This is a genomic window from Citrobacter sp. Cy070 (assembly GCF_030332245.1).
GTDB lineage: Bacteria > Pseudomonadota > Gammaproteobacteria > Enterobacterales > Enterobacteriaceae > Citrobacter > Citrobacter youngae.
This window is the reverse complement of the sequence record NZ_JAOWIG010000089.1, coordinates 1-18378: the sequence shown is the minus strand read 5'-3', so window position 1 is coordinate 18378 and position 18378 is coordinate 1. Positions and strand designations below refer to the sequence as shown.

General features: G+C 53.2%; 19 protein-coding genes. 11 read left to right on the top strand and 8 right to left on the bottom strand.

Annotated elements, in window-relative coordinates; all coding sequences use genetic code 11:
- Window positions 1-29: 29 nt before the first annotated feature.
- On the bottom strand, window positions 30-1412 hold the full coding sequence (gmuD, locus tag OGY19_RS19850) for a 6-phospho-beta-glucosidase GmuD (RefSeq protein WP_115601271.1): 1383 nt from the start codon (window positions 1410-1412) through the stop codon (window positions 30-32).
- A 94-nt stretch (window positions 1413-1506) separates the two neighbouring features.
- Entirely contained in the window at window positions 1507-1800 is a 294-nt protein-coding gene (locus OGY19_RS19845) for a YicS family protein (protein ID WP_003840665.1), read from the bottom strand.
- Between the two features lie 130 nt (window positions 1801-1930).
- On the opposite strand from OGY19_RS19845, the gene OGY19_RS19840 reads away from it, so the two are divergent.
- The 10 genes from OGY19_RS19840 (at window position 1931) to nlpA (ending at window position 11822) form a co-directional block, all read left to right on the top strand.
- Window positions 1931-2347 carry a GNAT family N-acetyltransferase gene (locus OGY19_RS19840; protein ID WP_003844473.1) on the top strand — a complete coding sequence of 139 codons (417 nt, stop codon included), beginning with the start codon at window positions 1931-1933 and terminating at the stop codon, window positions 2345-2347.
- 90 nt (window positions 2348-2437) lie between these two features.
- Window positions 2438-5236 (top strand): transcriptional regulator DagR, encoded by a 2799-nt coding sequence (gene dagR, locus OGY19_RS19835; RefSeq protein WP_115601272.1) that lies wholly within the window; start codon window positions 2438-2440, stop codon window positions 5234-5236.
- Window positions 5237-5356: 120 nt separating this feature from the next.
- Window positions 5357-5782, top strand: a complete 426-nt coding sequence (locus OGY19_RS19830; protein WP_040231533.1) for a PTS sugar transporter subunit IIA — start codon at window positions 5357-5359, stop codon at window positions 5780-5782.
- A 12-nt stretch (window positions 5783-5794) separates the two neighbouring features.
- The gene (locus tag OGY19_RS19825; protein WP_003023959.1) at window positions 5795-6280 is read left to right on the top strand and encodes a PTS sugar transporter subunit IIB; all 486 of its coding nucleotides are present in this window, start codon (window positions 5795-5797) and stop codon (window positions 6278-6280) included.
- 25 nt (window positions 6281-6305) lie between these two features.
- Window positions 6306-7055 carry a PTS mannose/fructose/sorbose/N-acetylgalactosamine transporter subunit IIC gene (locus OGY19_RS19820; protein ID WP_003023960.1) on the top strand — a complete coding sequence of 250 codons (750 nt, stop codon included), beginning with the start codon at window positions 6306-6308 and terminating at the stop codon, window positions 7053-7055.
- The gene (locus OGY19_RS19815) at window positions 7052-7912 is read left to right on the top strand and encodes a PTS system mannose/fructose/sorbose family transporter subunit IID (protein ID WP_005121522.1); all 861 of its coding nucleotides are present in this window, start codon (window positions 7052-7054) and stop codon (window positions 7910-7912) included. The genes OGY19_RS19820 and OGY19_RS19815 overlap by 4 nt, the downstream gene beginning before the upstream one ends.
- A 3-nt stretch (window positions 7913-7915) precedes the next feature.
- Window positions 7916-9025 carry a D-glucosaminate-6-phosphate ammonia lyase gene (gene dgaE / locus OGY19_RS19810; protein WP_115601273.1) on the top strand — a complete coding sequence of 370 codons (1110 nt, stop codon included), beginning with the start codon at window positions 7916-7918 and terminating at the stop codon, window positions 9023-9025.
- The gene (gene dagF, locus OGY19_RS19805) at window positions 9012-9755 is read left to right on the top strand and encodes a 2-dehydro-3-deoxy-phosphogluconate aldolase (protein ID WP_199954683.1); all 744 of its coding nucleotides are present in this window, start codon (window positions 9012-9014) and stop codon (window positions 9753-9755) included. Before dgaE ends, dagF begins: the two co-directional genes overlap by 14 nt.
- 210 nt (window positions 9756-9965) lie before the next feature.
- Complete coding sequence (locus tag OGY19_RS19800; protein WP_115601275.1) at window positions 9966-10880, top strand: Rpn family recombination-promoting nuclease/putative transposase; 915 nt, start codon at window positions 9966-9968, stop codon at window positions 10878-10880.
- Between the two features lie 123 nt (window positions 10881-11003).
- Window positions 11004-11822, top strand: coding sequence for a lipoprotein NlpA (nlpA, locus tag OGY19_RS19795; protein ID WP_061066874.1), 819 nt, complete (start codon window positions 11004-11006; stop codon window positions 11820-11822).
- A gap of 28 nt (window positions 11823-11850) precedes the next feature.
- On the opposite strand, the gene OGY19_RS19790 is transcribed toward nlpA, so the two are convergent.
- From OGY19_RS19790 to OGY19_RS19780, 3 genes are all read right to left on the bottom strand, one after another.
- Window positions 11851-12753 (bottom strand): carboxylate/amino acid/amine transporter, encoded by a 903-nt coding sequence (locus tag OGY19_RS19790; protein WP_048213744.1) that lies wholly within the window; start codon window positions 12751-12753, stop codon window positions 11851-11853.
- Between the two features lie 118 nt (window positions 12754-12871).
- Complete coding sequence (locus OGY19_RS19785) at window positions 12872-13177, bottom strand: putative quinol monooxygenase (protein WP_061066872.1); 306 nt, start codon at window positions 13175-13177, stop codon at window positions 12872-12874.
- A 1-nt stretch (window position 13178) separates the two neighbouring features.
- Window positions 13179-14186 carry a zinc-binding alcohol dehydrogenase family protein gene (locus OGY19_RS19780; RefSeq protein ID WP_115601276.1) on the bottom strand — a complete coding sequence of 336 codons (1008 nt, stop codon included), beginning with the start codon at window positions 14184-14186 and terminating at the stop codon, window positions 13179-13181.
- 110 nt (window positions 14187-14296) lie between these two features.
- On the opposite strand from OGY19_RS19780, the gene OGY19_RS19775 reads away from it, so the two are divergent.
- Complete coding sequence (locus OGY19_RS19775) at window positions 14297-15199, top strand: LysR family transcriptional regulator (protein WP_115601277.1); 903 nt, start codon at window positions 14297-14299, stop codon at window positions 15197-15199.
- A gap of 36 nt (window positions 15200-15235) precedes the next feature.
- Here the strand turns inward: OGY19_RS19775 and OGY19_RS19770 are convergent, their stop codons facing one another.
- The 3 genes from OGY19_RS19770 to OGY19_RS19760 form a co-directional block, all read right to left on the bottom strand.
- A complete protein-coding gene (locus tag OGY19_RS19770) occupies window positions 15236-16732 on the bottom strand; it encodes a C69 family dipeptidase (RefSeq protein ID WP_286597049.1) in 1497 nt (498 codons plus the stop codon).
- 342 nt (window positions 16733-17074) lie between these two features.
- On the bottom strand, window positions 17075-17539 hold the full coding sequence (locus OGY19_RS19765) for a hypothetical protein (protein ID WP_061066869.1): 465 nt from the start codon (window positions 17537-17539) through the stop codon (window positions 17075-17077).
- The gene (locus OGY19_RS19760) at window positions 17536-18300 is read right to left on the bottom strand and encodes a winged helix-turn-helix domain-containing protein (RefSeq protein WP_286597160.1); all 765 of its coding nucleotides are present in this window, start codon (window positions 18298-18300) and stop codon (window positions 17536-17538) included. The genes OGY19_RS19765 and OGY19_RS19760 overlap by 4 nt, the downstream gene beginning before the upstream one ends.
- Between the last annotated feature and the right edge of the window lie 78 nt (window positions 18301-18378).

Genomic DNA, 18378 nt, shown 5'->3' with positions numbered 1-18378 from the left:
CGGATCGCTATCCGGCATCTTGGTTATTTTTAATTAAAACCATTGTTTTCGGCAGTATGGGCAAACCATTCGCCGCTCTTTTTCACCGTACGCTTTTGCGTGTCTAAATCTAACTGGACAAAACCGTAGCGGTTTTTATATCCGTTGAGCCAGGACCAGTTATCAATAAAAGTCCACATATGGTAGCCAAGACAATTACAACCTTCGCTGATGCCTTTATGTAGCCATTTAAGATGCTCAGAAACAAATTCAATACGATAGCTGTCGTTGATCTGGTCATGCTCAACGAAACGCTGCTCATTTTCCACACCCATACCGTTTTCAGAAATAAAGCAGCGCGGGTTGCCGTAATTATCACGCAGATTAGTAATAATATCGTAAATACCAGGCTCATAAATTTCCCAGCCACGGTAAGGGTTCATTTTACGCCCCGGCATTTCGTAATAATCAAACAGCCACTCCGGCATAAACGGCGCGTTTGGATTGACGGCAGTATCACGACATTTCACGCGGCGCGGCTGATAATAATTGATACCGAGCAGGTCGATTTTCCCCTCGGCGATGAGCTGACTGTCGCCCGGCTGGCATACCGGTAACTGATCGTACTCTTTCAGCAGTTCGACCAGATCCGCCGGATATTCCCCTTTTAGTACCGGATCAAGAAAGCTGCGGTTAAACAGCAGATCCGCATGGTGCGCGGCTTTTACATCCGCCGGGTGCTGCGAGCGTGGATAAGAGGGCGTCAGATTCAGGATCACACCGATCTCACCGCCGTAGTTTCCGGCGCGATACGCGCGCACCGCCGTGGAATGCGCCAGTACAGTGTGATACGCCACGGTGGCCGCGCGTTTGAAATCCACCACGTTTGGGTAATGGAAGTCATACAGATAGCCGCCTTCTACCGGGACAATAGGCTCGTTAAAGGTGAACCAGTGCTTCACCCGGTTGCCGAACAATGTAAAACACGTCTGTGCGTAGCGGCCAAACGCCTCAACCACCTCACGGTTTTCCCAGCCGCCTTTCTCCTGCATCACCATCGGCATGTCGAAGTGAAACAGGGTGATAAACGGTGTAATGCCTTGCGAAAGCAGCTCGTCGATGACGTTGTTATAGAAATCGACGGCCTCAGGATTCACCTCGCCAGTACCGTCCGGAATCAGTCGTGACCAACTGATTGAGGTGCGGAAGCTGTTGTGTTTCAGCTGTTTGAGTAGTGCGATGTCCTGTTTCCAGTGCTGATAAAACGTGGATGTGTTCGCCGGGCCAACCCCCTGGTGGAAACGCCCTGGCTGACGGTCGAACCACACATCCCACGTGGTCTGGCTTTTGCCGCCGTTCAGGCTATCCCCTTCGGTTTGCAGTGCCGAGCAGGCACTGCCCCACCAGAAGTTTTCTGGAAAACGGTATCGCATTGTTGTTGCTCCATTGCTATTTATACGTTCTGGCAACAATACGTGTTTTTGCGACACAGAAACCGGTTACAGTGCTCATTTTACAACAAGATGCTTATAAATCCGGGCATTCCACTTTGCCAAGTGCTTCCCAGTAGTTGTTCTGGTTATTTCTTTGTATTGCCAGAATAGCCTCGCGGATATGCTGCTGATTACGTGTATCAGACATAATCGTTTTTTCCCACACGTCATCGGATGGCGACCCCTGTGGGGTGCAAATCTTGCGTAAGTCCTTCAATACAGTATTTTTTTCATGAACAGACTGTAGAGAGCCGTAAGCCGAATCGGCCTGCGCTAAACCCGGCAGCGTGAAAAGAATGGCAATAAGCGGTAAAGCGGCTCGTTTCATGATAATAATCCTTGTTGTCGATGCGCATCATCTCAAGAGTAAGTGTAGACGGCATGCGCCTCACTCATCAGCCTGTGTTAATTTCTAAACAAATAATCAGCCAGAAGTTGTAGTTTTTCAGGAGGATAGGATGCAAATACAGATTACAGATACCATTACCGAAGACGATCAAAATGCCCTGCTTGCCGGATTGCGCGCCTACAACCGCCAGTTCCTGAGAACCACCAACTTTGGCGACCTGGCGGTGTACTGGCGCGATGAACGCAATGAAATTCTGGGTGGGCTGATTGGCAAAATCAAAGGCGAATGGCTGTGTATTGATTTCCTGTGGATGCATGATTCGCTGCGTAAAGGCGGTTACGGCACAAAATTGATGCAGGCTGCCGAACAGACTGCGCGTGAGAGAGGATGCCTGCATGCGCTGGTGGACACGATGAGCTTCCAGGCGCTGCCGTTTTATCAGAAAAACGGCTATCAACTGCAAATGACCCTCGATAACTTCCCGGAAACCGGCTCAGCGCGGCATTATTTGTCGAAAACGTTTTGATGACCGGAAGGTCTGGACGCCGCCTCACTGTCTTGCGCAGCAGAATAGTGTATGTTCTGAACAATCATTTATTTCTTAAGCGGTAAAGAGATGAGACGGATTGAGATAATACTGGGGGAGCTGGAACGGCTGACGCGAGGACTGAATCTTGCCCATCTGGCGCAGGAAACGGCGTTCACAGCGGAAGCTATCGGCTTTAACCTCGGACTGGCGCGCAACTCGGTCAGTAAAGATCTCAATCAGCTCTGGAACGACGGCCTGGCGATTAAAAGCCGCGGACGCCCGGTATTCTTTCTGCATCGTCAGGCGATTGAAACGCTGCTGGGGCGCAAACTGGATGAGTCCGAGCGCGAAGTGCAAACCGTTGCCGACCTGTTACCTGTTCAGGAAAACCAGGCGACAGAGGATCCCTTTTCTGGCCTGATTGGTTACGATCGCAGCCTGCGCGACGCGGTGGAAAAAGGCCGCGCGGCGGTGCTGTATCCCCATGGACTGCACGTTCTGCTGACCGGTCCCTCCGGCGTCGGCAAAACCTTTTTTGCCGAACTGATGCACCGTTTCGCCTGCGAACGCGCAGTGGGAGCGTCGCCGCCGCTGGTTTACTTTAACTGCGCGGAATACGCCCATAACCCGGAACTGCTTTCTTCGCACCTGTTTGGTCATCGACAGGGGGCATTTACCGGCGCAAACGAAAATAAACCCGGCCTGGTCGAGCAGGCCGACGGCGGTTATCTGCTGCTCGATGAAGTGCATCGTCTGCCGTATGAAGGTCAGGAAAAGCTGTTTTCTATTCTCGACAAAGGTGAGTATCGCCCGCTGGGCTCAAGCGCCGTGGCGCGGTCAATCTCGGTTCGCCTGATTTGCGCCACCACCGAGCCGGTGAGTTCAGCATTGCTGCGCACTTTCCAGCGACGTATTCAGGTATGTATCGATTTGCCCGGCATCCGCCAGCGTTCGGTGGAAGAGCAGGTGGAGCTTATCGTTGGCTTTTTGCAGCGTGAGAGCCGCAAAATCGAGCGTACGATAAGCATCGACCGTACCTTGCTGCTCTGGCTGTTGAACAAGCCGCTGGAAGGCAATATTGGTCAGCTCAAGAGCGACATCCAGTTTCTCTGCGCCCAGGCCTGGGCTTCGGGAATGACGGAGCACAGCGATACGCTACAGTTGGATAAACGTCTGACCGAGATCCCCTTTAACGCCACGCCGGAACAACGTCTGCTGGTTGGCGCACTGTTCGAAGGCAAAGAGCATTTAAGCATCGATGCCCGCACGCTGCCCGCGCTGAAAAACTCGCTGGCGACCGGAGCCGAAATTGAAGAGAGCGATCTTTTCTACAGCTTCCTGACCCGCGAATATATCAACCTGCGTAACAGCAACGTGCCGCCAGCCGAAACGCTGGCAATCCTCAAAAACAAGCTCAGTTCGATATTTGAATATGGTCTCTATAGCCGCGACAGCGTGGCGCATCCTCCGCGCTATGGCGATCAGATTGAAGAGCGAGTCACGCTGTTGATCGGCTGTGTTGAGCAGGTGCTTGGTTTTACGCTGCCGGAGAATCTGGTTAACCCGCTGCGCAAACACTTCCTGGCGCTGATTGGCTATGTGCAGCGCGGCCTTATTCCGCAACTTTATTCTTCCAGCCTGATCCTCGATCGCTGCAAAGATGAATATGATAACGCCACGTTGCTATGCCGGAAAATCAATGAACTGCTGCATATTCAATGTCCGGCGACGGAAGTGGTCTGGCTGTGCCTGTTCCTCAAAGAGTGTCGCCATTACCGCCAACGGATTGACGCCAGTCCGGACTGCGGGGTGATTTTGATTGCCCACGGTGCGACGACGGCGACAAGTCAGGCGCAGTACGTGAATCGCGTGCTGGAGCGCGAGGTGTTCAGGGCTATCGATATGCCTTTCGAGCAGTCGGTGCATGACACGCTGGAAGCTTTGACACAGATGATCCAGACCCGAAAATATCGCCGGTTGATCCTGATGGTGGATATTGGCTCGCTGGTCCATTTTGGCAGCACGATCAGTAAGTTATTCCAGATAGACGTACTGCTGATGCCCAATATCACGCTCACCAGCCTGCTGGAAATCGGGCTGGATTTAAGCTACGAAACCAGCGACTTGCCGCAGCTGGCGGCGTTGATGCAGAGCAAAAATATTCCCTGTCAGCTGTGTACTCCGCAGCAGGAAAACAGCGGTAAGGTGCTGGTTATCTCCTGCATCACCGGAATGGGAACGGCAGAAAAAATCAAAAAGGTGCTGGAAGAGAGCTTCGGTGAGTTGATGTCGCAGGATACACGGATGGTGATCCTCGATTACAACGAAGTTCGCAGCCTGGAGCGTGTTCAGCAGGCGATTAACGCCAGTGAACGTCTGGCAGGAATAGTCGGTACTTTCCAGCCAGGACTGCCGGATATCCCGTTTATCTCGCTCGAGGAGCTGTTCTCTGAGCAAGGCCCCGAGCTGGTACTCAGCCTGCTGACGCCAGATCTCTCCAGCAGCGAACGCCGTCTGGAGATGGAGCGCAGCGCGATGCGCTTTATCAGCGCGTTGACCATGGAGAGCATCATTAACCATATTTCGGTGCTCAACCCGCAGCGTATTCTCAAAGAGATGGAAGGCGTGCTGAACCATCTGACCACCGCGCTTTCGCTCAAACCGAGCCGTCAGGTGACACTGCGCTTCCTGATCCACTGCTGCTGTATGGTCGAGCGTATCGTGATTAACCGCAAACCGTTACAGATGGCGCTGGAGAACAAGCCGGATCTGGATAATCGCGCGTTTAGTGTCATTAAATCCGCTTTCCTGCCGATCGAAGAGGCCTATGCCATTCGCTTATCGGACGCGGAATATTTTTATATCTACGAACTGCTGTATAGCTAATCCCTTTGCTGGCGCGGCTTTCTGCCCCGTCAGCACTCCTCTCTTCCCTGCGTGACACAAATTCTGGCACAGCCTTTGCTCTGTTTACTTATGTCTATGTAATCGAGCCAGGAGGCCATTTTGACTACCACTGAATCCTTGCCCCAGATCCTGCTGCTGACCCATGGCGGCTGGGGGCAACAGCTTTGCAACAGCCTGCGCATGGTGATGGGTGAAATCAAAGGCGTGACGGAAATTGCGCTGATGCCCGTTGATACGCTCGGCGAGTTTTACCAGCGCGTTGAAGCTGTGGTGAAAACCATGCCGGAAGGTTCACTGATCCTGACTGATTTTATTGGCGGCACCACCTCTAACGTGGCGGCGCGGCTGAGTGCCGATTACCCGGTGGCAGTGATTTCCGGGCTCAATGCCTCTTTGCTACTGGAGGCGCTCGACAAACGCGAGCATGGCCAGTTGACCACCTGCGTGGCTGAACTGGTCGAAGCCGGGCGTAGCAGTTGCCTGGACGTTGTCGCCCACGTGCGTCAATTACAACAATCACAATAAGGAATAAACATCATGGCAAACATCGTCTTATGTCGTATCGATAGCCGTCTGATTCATGGACAAGTGGTGACCAAATGGGTTGGACAATCTCAGGCCAACCGGATTGCGGTGGTCAGCGATGAGCTGGATGCCGATCCGTTTATGAAAAACATCTACCTGATGGCCGCGCCGCCAAACATCAAAGTGGATTGTTTCGGTAACCAAAGTTTTGCGGCAGCCTGGAAAGAAAACCAGCTTGGTGACGGCAAAGTGCTGGTGCTGTTCCCTTCTCTGGCGGCGGTTCAGGAAGCGGTCCAGTTGGGGTTTGACGTCACTACCATTCAGGTCGGTGGACTGGGCGGCGGGCCAAACCGCAAAGCGGTATTCCAGAACATTACGCTGGATGAAAAAGACGTCGGCATTCTGAGCGACCTGAAAAATCGTGGGATTCAGGTGTTCTTCCAGACTATCCCGGAAGATAAGCCTCAGTCGCTGGACGATATCCTGAAAAAATTCTAATTCTTTGATAACAGGGTACTTAACTATGGATACTTTAGTCTTTGCAAGCCTGATGGGGTTGTATTACTGGTTTGCCCGATTACGCCTTGGCTACACCTTCTCCGCCATGCTGCTACAGCCCGTCGTGATTGCCGTATTCGTTGGCCTGCTGTTAGGCAACATGGAAACGGCGATGATCATCGGTGCAGGCATGCAGCTGGTTTATCTCGGCGTGACCTCTACGCCAGGCGGTAACGTCCCGTCGGATCCTGCGCTGGCTGCCTGCATTTCAATTCCTATCGCCGTGAAGGCCGGAATGGACCCGAACCTGGCTATCGCACTGGCAATCCCGTTTGGCGTCATCGGCGTGTTCCTCGACCAGTTGCGCCGCACGTTAAACGCAGCGTGGGTGCATATGGCCGACAAGCATGCAGAAACGGCCAACATGGCGGGCATTATGCGCTGTGCATTCCTCTACCCGGCGTTGCTTGGCCTTGTACTGCGTTTCCCGGTGGTTTTCGCTGCCAACTATTTTGGTCAGGACGTGGTGGAAAGCTTCCTCAAGCTGATGCCGCACTGGCTGACGCACTCCTTTGAAATTATGGGCGGCATTCTGCCAGCGCTGGGCTTCGCTATCACCATTATGGTGATCGGTAAAAAGAGCCTGCTGCCGTGGTTTATCGGCGGATTCTTCGCAGTGCTGTACCTGAAGGTGGACATCATGGCGATGGCAATCTTTGGTACCTGCGTGGCCTTCCTGATTAAAGGTCTGGCGAAAAATGAAGGAGCAGCATGATGAGCAGCGACGTAATGCAACATGAACTGGTGGAGCGTGCACGTGAAAGCGGCACGCTGACCAAAGCAGACATCACCAAAGCCTGGTTTATCTACTGGCTGGGTGCGGAAGTTTCCAGCTCCTATGAGCGTTTGCAGAGCCTGATTTTCTGCGCCTCGATGACGCCGATCATCAAAAAGCTCTATCCGCAAAAAGAGGAACAGGTAGAAGCGCTGAAACGCCATCTGAACTTCTTCAACTCAGAGCAGACGTTCGGGGCGGTGATTCAGGGGATCTCCATTGCGATGGAGGAACAGAAAACCCGCGGCGAGCCGATCAGCGATGCCTCAATTACCGGGATTAAAACCGGGCTAATGGGACCGCTGGCGGGGATGGGAGACTCCATCATCTGGGCCGCCGTGATGCCGCTGTTAATTGCTATTTTCATCCCATTCGCCGCCAATGGCAGCGCGATGGGCGGAATTGTACCGTTAATCCTCTACCCGGCCATTACGCTGGCAATCAGCTATGGCATGGTGCACAAAGGCTATACGCTGGGGCGTGACTCGATTATCGGTCTGCTACAGGGAGGGCGAATTAAGGAACTGATCTACGGCGCGAACGTGTTGGGCCTGATCATGATGGGCGCGCTGTCGGCAAGCTACGTCAAGATCACCACGCCGTTAAAACTCAGCGCCCTGAAAGGCTCTGAAGTGGTGGTCCAGCAAATCCTCGACTCTATTGCCCCCGGCCTGCTGCCGCTGGCGGCGGTGTTCGCCATCTACTTCTATCTGGTGAAGAAAGGACCGCGTTACACCACGATTTTGCTGTCGATTGTCGCGCTCAGCGTGGTCTGTTCGCTGCTGGGAGTGTTGTAAGCCATGACACAGAATATCTATCAACAACTGGGGCTAAAACAGGTGATTAACGCCTGCGGCAAAATGACGATTCTGGGCGTTTCCAGCGTCGCGCCGGAAGTGATGCAGGCCACCGCGCGGGCAGCTTCGGCCTTTGTTGAAATTGACCGGCTGGTGGACCGTACCGGTGAATTGGTTTCCCGCTACACCGGCGCGGAGGACAGCTATGTTACTTCGTGCGCCTCGGCGGGTATTGCGATTGCCGTTGCCGCGGCCATTACCCGCGGTGACCAGGCGCGAGTCACGTTGATGCCGGATAGCGCGGGTATGGCTAATGAAGTGGTCATGCTGCGCGGGCATAACGTTGACTACGGTGCGCCCATCACCAGCGCGATCCGCTTAGGGGGTGGACGCGTGGTGGAGGTTGGCTCAAGTAATCTGGCGGCCTGCTGGCAGCTGGAGAGCGCGATTACCGACAACACTGCCGCGCTGCTGTATGTGAAATCGCACCACTGCGTGCAGAAAGGCATGTTGAGCATTGCAGACTTCGTACAGGTTGCGCAGGTTCATAACCTGCCGCTGATTGTCGATGCCGCCGCCGAGGAGGATTTACACGCCTGGGTGGCGAGCGGGGCGGATATGGTGGTCTACAGCGGGGCAAAAGCCTTTAACGCGCCGACCTCCGGGTTTATCACCGGAAAGAAAAAGTGGATTGCCGCGTGTAAAGTGCAGCACCACGGAATTGCCCGGGCGATGAAGATCGGCAAAGAGAATATGGTCGGGCTGGTGTATGCCCTGGAAAACTATCATCAGGGGCAAACCGTGGTCACCGCCGAAGAGCTTCGCCCCGTGGCGCAGGCGATTTCAGCGATTCGCGGACTGAAGGCGGATATTGAGCAGGACGAAGCCGGGCGCGCCATCTGGCGGATTCGTATTCGGGTGAATGCACAAGAGCTGGGGATGGATGCTTACGCCGTAGAAGCGCAGCTGCGAGAGGGTGATATCGCGATTTACGCGCGTCGTTATAACCTTCATCAGGGCGTCTTTAGTCTCGATCCGCGTACGGTCGCAGAAGGGGAAATGGCGCTGATCGTGGCGCGACTAAAGGAGATTGCAGAGCATGCAGCGCATTAATTTTTATCGCAATAAAGTGGCTATTAACGTGCTGGCGAAGGATATTGCCAACGCCCGGGAAATCTATGACGCTGCCGAAGGTCACGCGGTGATCGGCATCCTTTCCGCACAGTTTGCCTCGGTTGAGGAAGGGGTTAAGGAAGTAAAACGCTGGATGGCCGACGTGCCGTCGATTTCCGTGGGGTTGGGGGCCGGTGACCCGGCGCAGTATTACAAAGCGGCGATGATTGCCTCACAGGTCCATCCAGCACACGTCAACCAGACCTTTACCGGTTGTGGGTTTGCGGCAGGCGCGCTGGCCGCAACGGGCGGTGAGCAGACCCATATCAACGCGTTAGTCAGTCCGACTGGAATGCCTGGAGAGGTGTTGATCTCCACCGGCGTCAGCAGCAGCCAGGGCACGCCAGCCCGCGTTTCCTGCGATGCCGCAGTGCGCATGATGCTGGACTCTGGCGCGCATGCCGCGAAGTTCTTCCCGATGGGCGGTGAGAAATCGTTGCCTGAGCTGTACGCGCTGGCGACGACCGCGGCGCGCAACGGCATGACGTTGATTGAGCCGACTGGCGGTATCGATCTCGATAACTTCGGCATTATCCTGCAATCCTGTCTGGAAGCAGGAGTACCGCGCGTCATGCCGCATGTTTATAGCTCGATTATCGACTCGCAAACCGGCAATACCCGACCAGAAGATGTCGCCAGGTTGATGGAGATAGTCAAAACCCTGGTGTGATGCCGCCATCGTTGGAGAGCGAAAAGAGAATGCCCGGAGGTGCTCACGCCTACCGGGCATTTTTGCGAACATCATTCATGGAAAATGAATGCATTGCAGCAGCATCTATTTATCCTCGAAAACGCCTCGCAAAGGGGTCATTTCCCTGATGTCGTCTGTAGCACTGGCGAGTAATGTCCCGTCATCTTGTTCTTCTGGTGACGGATCGCCATGCAAAAACCAACAACCTCTACGCCGCATGATGCGGTATTTAAAAAGTTCCTGGGCCATCCAGATACGGCACGGGATTTTCTTGATACCTATCTTCCGGCGTCATTACATGAGCTTTGCGATCTGGACACACTGAAGCTGGAACCCGGGAGTTTTATTGAAGAAGATTTGCGAGCGTGTTATTCCGATGTGCTGTGGTCGCTGAAAACGACATCGGGTAAAGGCTATATCTATGCGTTGATTGAGCACCAAAGCTCGCCAGATGCTCATATGGCATTCAGGATGATGCGTTATGCCATTGCTGCGATGCAGAAGCATCTTGATGCAGGACACAAAACGCTGCCGCTGGTGGTGCCGATACTTTTTTATCATGGCGTTGACAGCCCGTATCCATACTCGCTGTGTTGGCTGGATGAATTTGACGATCCACAAACTGCGCGGCAGCTTTATGGCGCGACCTTCCCGCTGGTAGACGTCACGGTGGTGTCTGATGATGAGATTATGCAGCATCGGCGGATGGCGCTACTTGAGCTTGTCCAGAAGCATATACGTGAACGTGACCTGATGGTGCTGGTGGATAACCTGGTTGCTCTGCTGGTTAAGGGATACGCTAATGACAGCCAGGTAGAAACGCTATTTAATTATCTGATGCAGTCTGGCAGCGCACCGCGTTTCGAAGCGTTTATTCGCGAGGTGGCTTTACGCGTTCCCCAACACAAGGAGAGATTAATGACGATTGCAGAATGTTTACGTGAATCAGGGCGAAGAACGGGTTTGCTAGAGGGCAAGATTGAAGGCAAACAAGACGAAGCGTTGCGGATAGCCCATGCCATGCTGGAGAAGGGGATCGATCGTGAACTGGTGCTAATTATCACCGGGCTTTCAAGTGATGAACTAACGGCATCTTCCGACTAATGTATCTTTTTCCCGTTATGCTTTTTTCTTCTTGCTGATGCTTTTTCGTTTTTTAAACCGCAGCGGCCTTGCCGCTATAGTCATTTCATTACTCATCAGGCGGTTATTACAAAAGGATAAAACGTGAAACTGAAGATACCTCATTTCGGGGCCGGGGCGGCGGTATTACTGGCGGGATTATTGCTGGCAGGATGCGATCAGCAGAGCAGCGATGCAAAGCATATCAAAGTCGGCGTGATTAACGGCGCAGAGCAGGATGTGGCGGAAGTCGCGAAGAAAGTGGCTAAAGAAAAATATGGGCTGGATGTCGAACTGGTAGGGTTTAGCGGTTCCCTGTTGCCTAACGATGCCACCAATCACGGTGAACTGGATGCCAACGTCTTCCAGCATCGCCCATTTCTTGAACAAGATAATAAAGCGCACGGCTATAAGCTGGTAGCCGTGGGTAATACCTTTGTGTTCCCGATGGCCGGTTATTCGAAGAAAATCAAAACCGTTGCGGAGCTTAAAGACGGTGCGACGATTGCGATACCTAACGATCCAACCAACCTCGGGCGGGCGCTACTGCTGCTGCAAAAAGAAAAGTTAATCACGCTGAAAGCAAATACAGGCCTGCTGCCCACGGCGCTGGATATTACTGATAATCCGCGACACCTGAATATTATGGAACTGGAAGGCGCGCAGCTGCCGCGCGTGCTGGACGATCAGAAAGTGGATGTGGCGATTATCAGTACCACCTACATCCAGCAAACCGGGCTTTCTCCGGTACATGACAGCGTATTTATTGAAGACAAAAACTCACCCTACGTGAACATCCTGGTGGCGCGAGAAGACAACAAAGATGCCGGGAATGTGAAAGAATTCCTGCAATCTTATCAGTCACCGGAAGTGGCAAAGGCGGCAGAAACTATCTTTAACGGCGGCGCGGTTCCGGGCTGGTAATCGTGACCCGTTGCCGCGCCGGTTGGGGTTAAACCGCTCTGGCGCGGCGACGTGAGTCCATTGAGATCAGCACTACCGATGAGAGGATCAAAAGCGTGCCCAGCCAGTCAGGCAGGGTAAATGTAATGCCTAATAACAGCAGGGACAGCAACGCGCTGCTCAACGGTTCTGCGCAGCTTAAAATGCTCGCCTTCGGCCCACCAATCATCTGCGCGCCTTTCAGGTACAGGCTAAACGTGAGCGACGTACCGATGACCACCAGATAGAAAAACGCCAGAATCAAACTGCCATTAACCACGAAGTTTGTTCCCTCTCCGGCATAGAACGGGAGCAGGATCAGGCCGCCTATCAACATGCTCCAGCCGACAATCGGCAGCGTGCCGTAACGCGCGATAAGCGTTGAGGGGTAGGTGGTATAAAACGCGGCGGCAAACGCCGAAGCAATTCCCCAGAACAGCGCGGCAGGTGAAATAGACAGCGATGTCGGGTTACCGTGGGTGACCAGTAAGAAAGTGCCGATAAGCGAGGTGAAGATCGCCGTCAGCACTAAAATCCCCGGTCGTGCTTTGCGCACTACGGAAAACCACGCCACGATAATGGTCGGTGACAAAAATTGCAGCACCGTCGCGGTGGCGGCGTTGGATTTTTCAATGGTCAGCAGGAAGGTGAGCTGTACGGTGAGCGCTCCAACTACGGAAAAAATCAGCAGGCTGATGGCGTCTTTGCGATTTTTGATAATGGAGAACACTTTGTCGCCGTGAACGAAAGAGAGCATCAGCAGAATCAGCCCGGCGAAAATCAGGCGCGTCATGGTCAGAAACTGCGACGACATCTGACTTTGCTCCATGATGTACTGCGCGCAAACGCCCGAACTTCCCCACAATACGGCAGCAATCAGGACGTTCATCATCCCTCTTCTGGTGGAACTCATCTTTTCCTCTGCATGTTGTTTTGTTTTATTTGTGTGCAGGCATCATAGCAGAGATAGCGAAGCGAGTGAGACATGACTGGTGCAGCCCCCCGCGCGGCAGGGGGCTTCGGCAGTCATTTTATGGCGCAATCGGCGTCAGATAATCCAGCCGTAGCGGTTCGGCGAGTAGATCGTTCATTTGCAGAATAAACGCCTGGAAATGTGGCAGAGTGATATGCTCGTCCAGACTGGCCTGACCGTGCCAGGATTCGCGTACGTAGAATACATCCGGCGTGTCGCGTAACTGGTACAGCTCATACTCAATATTGCCCGGCTCCCGGCGAGTGGGTAACAGCAGAGCCTGCAGCGCCTGTTTCAGTGCGTCGATCTTCCCGGGTTGGGCTTTCAATACCGCAATAATTGAAATCACTTCTGAATCAGACATGTTAAAACCCCTCCAGCACAATCTTGCCGACCGAACGACCGGTTTCAATTTGCGCGTGGGCTTTTTGTAGATTCGCCGCGGTGATAGCGCCAAAATGCTCGCCCAGCGTGGTGCGGAGGGTATTGTCGTCGATCAATTGCGCCACGCGGGTCAATAGCTGGTGCTGCGCGATGATATCGTGGGTGGTAAACATCGAACGGGTAAACATAAACTCCCAGTGCAGCGAAATGCTTTTGGCCTTCAGCGGACGGGCATCGAGGAATTCAGGATCGTCAATCAGCGCCAGTTTACCCTGTGGTGCCAGTGCGGCAATAATTTGTTGATAATGCTGCTCAGTGTTGTTCAGGCTGGCAACGTGCGTCACCGCCTTAACCCCTATCCGTGCCAGCTCTTCCGTCAGCGGCTTGCTGTGGTCAATGACATGATGAGCGCCTGCTTCACGTACCCATTTCTGGCTTTGCGGACGTGATGCGGTGCCGATGACGGTCATTTTAGTCAGCTTACTGGCCAGTTGCGTCAGGATAGAACCGACGCCGCCAGCCGCGCCAACGATCAGCAACACATCATCTTCATTGCCGTTTTCCTCAACGCCCAGACGGTCAAACAGCATTTCCCAGGCGGTGATCGCGGTCAGCGGCAGCGCCGCCGCAGAGGCGTTATCGAGTGATTGTGGCTTCAGCGCGGTAATACGTTCATCAACCAGCTGAAATTCACTGTTACTGCCAGCGCGACCCAGCGCACCGGCGTACCAGACTTCATCGCCCGGTGAGAACAGGGTGACGGCTTCACCCACGGATTTCACCACGCCCACGGCATCCCAGCCCAGCACGCGCGGCACATCAGCGTTAAAACCTTCGCGAACCTTGGTATCAACGGGGTTGACGGAAATGGCCTTCACTTCAACCAGCAGATCGTGCCCGGCGGCAACCGGCACAGGCAGGTCAATCTCTTGTAAAAATTCAATGTTATTGCCGTCGGTCGCGGCGCGGGTAATAGCGATGGCTTTCATAATCTCTCCGGTTCAGAAACCTTATCTCTGTTGAATAATTCGATGGTAAACCGGCAGCAGAACGGGAAAAATAGCCCTACGGCGACAGGACTTATACTCGGGGAGTGAAAATGTTCCGGCTTGAAGATCTCACGTTGTTTGTCCGCGCCGCGGCGCTGAACAGTTTTAGCGATGCCGCGCGCGAAGTCGGCGTTCAGCCTGCTCAGGTCAGCTCCGCCATCAAGCGTCTGGAGTCGACGTTGGCTATCCGTTTGTTCGCCCGCTCCACGCGCAGCCTGCGCCTGACGCCCGAAGGCGAGGTCTGGCTACCCTATGCCCGCCAGATGCTGGACGTAATGCATGCCGGGCTGCAAAAAATACAGACCCCGGAAGATGAAGTGTCTGGCACGCTGCAAATTGCCGTGCCTTCCGATCTTGGTCGCAACCTGCTGCTGCCGGTCTTTCAGTCGTTTCGACGCCGATATCCCGCGCTGCGCCTGCGGATCTTTTTCTCCGATCAGGTGACGGATGTCTTTAAAGACCCCGTCGATGTTGCGTTTCGCTATGGCAATACCGAAGACGCGTCTTACATTGCCCTGCCCGTGGCGCCGGGGAACCGACGTGTGCTGGTGGCATCACCGGAATGGGTTGCACAAAACGGTGCGCCGCAAAGCCCGGGTGACTTAGCGCAGCTCAACGCCATGACCTTCGTCTTACGCGGACGCCTGCACGATCGCTGGACGTTTACGCGTGACGGCGAGGTCAGCAGCGTGCAGGTTAACGGCACCATAATGAGCGACGATGCGGAAGTGATCCGACGGCTGGCGATTGCCGGCGAGGGCGTGGCGTACAAGTCGTGGCTGGATGTCAGTGAGGATGTGCGTGACGGTCGATTACAACTGCTGATGTCGGATTATCAGGGGGAGAAAGTCCCGCTGAATATGATTTGCCCGCATCGGAAGCAGCTTTCAACGGCGGTCCGTCTGCTGCACGACGCAGTGAAGGCGCGGTGTGAAATGCTGGCGCAAAGCTAATAAGCGCTTTACGCCAGAATACTATCGCGTCGCTACTCAGTCTTTTTTCGCCGCGTTGGCAAAGAAAATATCAGACTGAATGTCTTTGGTGCGGATGGTAAATAGCTGATTAGTCAGATCTTCCGTCAGCTTCTCGGCGTCGGCCATGATGCGCAGGTTGAAGTCATTCAGCATCTTATCGGCGGCTGGTTTATCGGTTTTCGCCATCTTCAGATACTCTGCTTCGACCTCTTTTTGCTCCTTCGCCACTTTGTCTTCCCATGCTTTGTAGGCTTTTTTGACGATTGGCGCGAGCTTCGGATAATCGGTCATCGTCAGCGTTTGTAATTTACGATATTTCCAGTAGATAGACTGATCGTCCGCTTTATCGGTACCCATCGTATAGTTAGCCGGATACGCTTTCAGGCCGCTGTAGTACGGAACAAAGGCGGTGAGATCAGCCATGCCCAAACCAATGTAGGTCGTTTCACCGATCTCTTTTGGGAACCACGGACGGACCTGCATAACATGCGCTTCATAGGTGCGGAAGACGCTGACCGGACGCCATGGCTCTTTGCCGTTCAGACCGTTGGTGTAGGGGTCATGGCTGGTGCCTTCGTAATGGTTACGCAGTACGGCCTTCACATCGTCCAGCGTCATTTTCTTCTCTGGCGTCATGAAGACCGGGAATTCACGCCCTTTGGCCATATCCTGGTTTACGGAAGGATTGAACTCTTTCTGGATGGTCCATACGCGAGGGTCGTTATACGTGCGGTCACGCTCGTCATCACGGGTATAGGCTTTGGAGAAGTTGAATTTGCCATCTTTCGCCGGTTCGTACAGACCCTTTTCGGTCGCAAATTGAATCAGGTTTTTTGACGCCATCATGTCCGGGTTTTTCGGATCGTAATCCTGTAAGCGGCCCTGGTTACCGGTGGCAAAATACTGGTTATTCGGCAGGCGCTGCGCCATCCACTGATGGCCGCTGCCGGTTTCCAGGTACCAGATCTCGTTATCGTCGACGACGGCAACGCCAAAGCCTTCGCCTGCGCCGACGGTCTCAACGATATGGCCCAGTAGCGCCACGGCTTCACGCGCGGTTTTACTCTGCGACAGCAGAATATCCGGGATATCGTCTTCGGTGATCCCTTTATCTTCAACGTACGGGTCGGCGGCCAGCGCTTTTGGTGAGGCAAAAATAGATTCTGTCCCGCTCACGCCGACGCCCAGTTCGTTAAACCCGGTTGCGCCGTGCAACTGGGTTTTCCAGTTAGGAACCGTGGTATAACGCAGCGAGTTTTTGGGGAGCGGCCAGGTAAAGTCATTCGCGCCGTTATGTGCTTTGGTGCTGTATACCCCGGTCTGATTCTGTTTTGCCGGGTGAATGACAAAATGTTGCGCTTTCAGGGCATCGCTGTCAGCGCTACGCGCTACCAGCATGGAGCCGTCCGCTGATGCTTCGTTACCGACCAGCAGGGTCGTACAAGCAAAACCTGATGAAACAACGGCCAAATTTATAGAAAGTGCAATCAGGCACTTTTTAAAAGTAAACATTACGTATCCCTCATATGTACGCCAAAAATACACCGGAAACACACCGTTTCCTGAAATGCGATAACGCCTGAACCTTCAGACATTGCTCGCGAGAGAGATAAACGCCCCTGCCCACGTCTTCTCCAAATATCCATCCATAGGTTGAAGTCTTCTGGGCAAAATAAAACGCCCATTTCGCTTAATTGTTACGCAATGGATATTGTGGTATTCAGGATGTTTCCTGATTCGGGGAAAAGAATAGCAATGGGATATGAATGGATTCAGTGACCCATGTCGCGTAAGTCGATGATGACAAATATGAATTCCTGCGTGGGGGCACTCTTTTTGTATCCGGATATGACGTTACCTTTTACGGCAGTACAGCGAAGGAACAGTGGAACTCGCCACTATCCACGCCCCTTTATACTCCTCCATGACCAGACTCAGGCGCTGCCCGGTTTCGCGATAAAAACTGGGCAACGTCCCGTTGATATCGTCTTTATCGGCGGAGTCTGAGAAGGTTTTTACCAGTTGCGTCGACTGCAGCACGCGCGCGTCGTGGTGCTGGGTATAGGTAAAATAGATATTCCTGCTAATACCTGTGACGTGACGTCCGTACAGTTTTCCGGTTAAGGTTGCCAGCCCCTGATGGTCGTACAGCCGATATGACACCGTGCCGGTAAAGCGGTTGCTGCCAATATTCCACTCCACGTTACCGACGCAGTTCAACGGTCTGTCGGCGTAGCGTGAATACCATAGCCAGGCGCCCGAACCCAGCATCAATACCACGCCAATCGCCAGCAGGATAAGATTGTGTATTTTGTTCATTTCCCGCGCATCCAGTAGTAATGAGTAGAACAAAACGCGTGAACATCTATCCGCGCATCCTTATCGCATACAAAGGCCACCATCCTCTGTGCCTTACGGTAACCTGAAAGAAACACATGTTTGTTATATTCACAAAGATCGGGATGCGATTGCATCAGGCTGAAATAGCTTTCCAGATTGTGTTCATTCGGTGAGTAATAAATTTTACAGTTTTCCTGTGAGGGAATTTGCATAGAAACCGACACGAATTTACTAAACGGCATGACAGGTCGAGTCTGATACCAAACCAGCCAGATAATCAGAGTAGTAATAATCACTCCGGTGGTTAAGAAAATGTTCCACCAGGGAATCGACGTTGCTACTTGCGGTGGAGAGGGCATTTCCTCGGGATCGTTGTTTTCCTTAATAAATGGTGCTAAAGGGGGCTCAGTTTGGGAATGTGTGATCGTCTCCACATGCGTACTCTCATTTAATCTGAGTCCTCGCCGGGAAATAGTTTTGACTGTATCACGGGGCAACCCGACATCCGCCAGTGCATTGCGCAACGTCAAAATTGCCTGGTAAAAAGTATTGGTCGTGGTCACATTGTTTCTTTCTCCCCAACCTACTTTGAGCAGCGTGCTCTGAGAAACAATGTCACTTGCGTGAGTAATTAAATAGAGAAAACAGAGCGAGGCTGGGATCTGCAGTTGAATTGCTCGCCCTGTCTGTCGATTGACCAGGCTTTTGTTATCAGGATTAAATTCGACCAACTGGTTGATAAGGGAAGGTGCGAATAAGCGGGGAAATTCTTCTCGGCTGACTCAGTCATTTCATTTCTTCATGTTTGAGCCGATTTT

What these genes read in the sequence shown, in the direction of transcription:
- gmuD (WP_115601271.1), bottom strand. Translation starts at nt 1,412, where the DNA reads ATGCGATACCGTTTTCCAGAAAACTTCTGGTGGGGCAGTGCCTGCTCG.
- OGY19_RS19845 (WP_003840665.1), bottom strand. Translation starts at nt 1,800, where the DNA reads ATGAAACGAGCCGCTTTACCGCTTATTGCCATTCTTTTCACGCTGCCG.
- OGY19_RS19840 (WP_003844473.1), top strand. Translation starts at nt 1,931, where the DNA reads ATGCAAATACAGATTACAGATACCATTACCGAAGACGATCAAAATGCC.
- dagR (WP_115601272.1), top strand. Translation starts at nt 2,438, where the DNA reads ATGAGACGGATTGAGATAATACTGGGGGAGCTGGAACGGCTGACGCGA.
- OGY19_RS19825 (WP_003023959.1), top strand. Translation starts at nt 5,795, where the DNA reads ATGGCAAACATCGTCTTATGTCGTATCGATAGCCGTCTGATTCATGGA.
- OGY19_RS19820 (WP_003023960.1), top strand. Translation starts at nt 6,306, where the DNA reads ATGGATACTTTAGTCTTTGCAAGCCTGATGGGGTTGTATTACTGGTTT.
- OGY19_RS19815 (WP_005121522.1), top strand. Translation starts at nt 7,052, where the DNA reads ATGATGAGCAGCGACGTAATGCAACATGAACTGGTGGAGCGTGCACGT.
- dgaE (WP_115601273.1), top strand. Translation starts at nt 7,916, where the DNA reads ATGACACAGAATATCTATCAACAACTGGGGCTAAAACAGGTGATTAAC.
- dagF (WP_199954683.1), top strand. Translation starts at nt 9,012, where the DNA reads ATGCAGCGCATTAATTTTTATCGCAATAAAGTGGCTATTAACGTGCTG.
- OGY19_RS19800 (WP_115601275.1), top strand. Translation starts at nt 9,966, where the DNA reads ATGCAAAAACCAACAACCTCTACGCCGCATGATGCGGTATTTAAAAAG.
- OGY19_RS19790 (WP_048213744.1), bottom strand. Translation starts at nt 12,753, where the DNA reads ATGAGTTCCACCAGAAGAGGGATGATGAACGTCCTGATTGCTGCCGTA.
- OGY19_RS19785 (WP_061066872.1), bottom strand. Translation starts at nt 13,177, where the DNA reads ATGTCTGATTCAGAAGTGATTTCAATTATTGCGGTATTGAAAGCCCAA.
- OGY19_RS19780 (WP_115601276.1), bottom strand. Translation starts at nt 14,186, where the DNA reads ATGAAAGCCATCGCTATTACCCGCGCCGCGACCGACGGCAATAACATT.
- OGY19_RS19775 (WP_115601277.1), top strand. Translation starts at nt 14,297, where the DNA reads ATGTTCCGGCTTGAAGATCTCACGTTGTTTGTCCGCGCCGCGGCGCTG.
- OGY19_RS19770 (WP_286597049.1), bottom strand. Translation starts at nt 16,732, where the DNA reads ATGTTTACTTTTAAAAAGTGCCTGATTGCACTTTCTATAAATTTGGCC.
- OGY19_RS19765 (WP_061066869.1), bottom strand. Translation starts at nt 17,539, where the DNA reads ATGAACAAAATACACAATCTTATCCTGCTGGCGATTGGCGTGGTATTG.